General features: G+C 41.5%; 1 pseudogene and 1 other annotated feature. The pseudogene reads right to left on the bottom strand.

From position 1 onward, the window contains the following. A pseudogene (locus ACEO2X_RS14100) lies at positions 1-549 on the bottom strand (IS3 family transposase); the annotation flags it as partial. Beyond that, positions 320-436, bottom strand: a sequence feature (AL1L pseudoknot). It overlaps the preceding pseudogene by 117 nt.

Genomic DNA, 549 nt, shown 5'->3' on the forward strand with positions numbered 1-549 from the left:
GGTCAGGATGATCAGCACTAAAATTGCGTTTCACCAAGTCATCTGCTCGTTTTTGATCCTCTCGGCTACGGGTAGTTTGTTTATTCTTACCACGCCAAACACCTTGTATACCTAGTTTTTGCATCAATCGAGCAACTGTACAGCGAGCAATAACATAGCCTTCACGTTTCAATTTTTGCCAAACTTTACGCACACCATATCGACCTGAACTTTCCTTCCAAATTCGTTTAATTTGTTCAGCATGATGCAAGTCATGTAGATCTCGCTTTGCTCGATGTTCTGGGTTTTCAACGAAATCTAGTGTTCGATAATAGGTAGAAGCCGCGATCGGTAAAATCCTGCAAATCGCCTCAACACCATATAACGCCTTATTGTTATGGATGAAATCTACCATTATTTGTGTGGGCGGTCGAGCTCCGCCTGGGCGAAAAAAGCGGCTGCTTTACGTAGAATTTCGTTAGCACGTTGCAGTTCTTTATTTTCACGTTCGAGTTGTTTAATACGTTCTTGATCTGAAAGTTGCTGTACTTTAATTGGGTTTTGTTTATC

This window comes from Acinetobacter sp. AL9 (assembly GCF_041464035.1).
GTDB lineage: Bacteria > Pseudomonadota > Gammaproteobacteria > Pseudomonadales > Moraxellaceae > Acinetobacter > Acinetobacter towneri.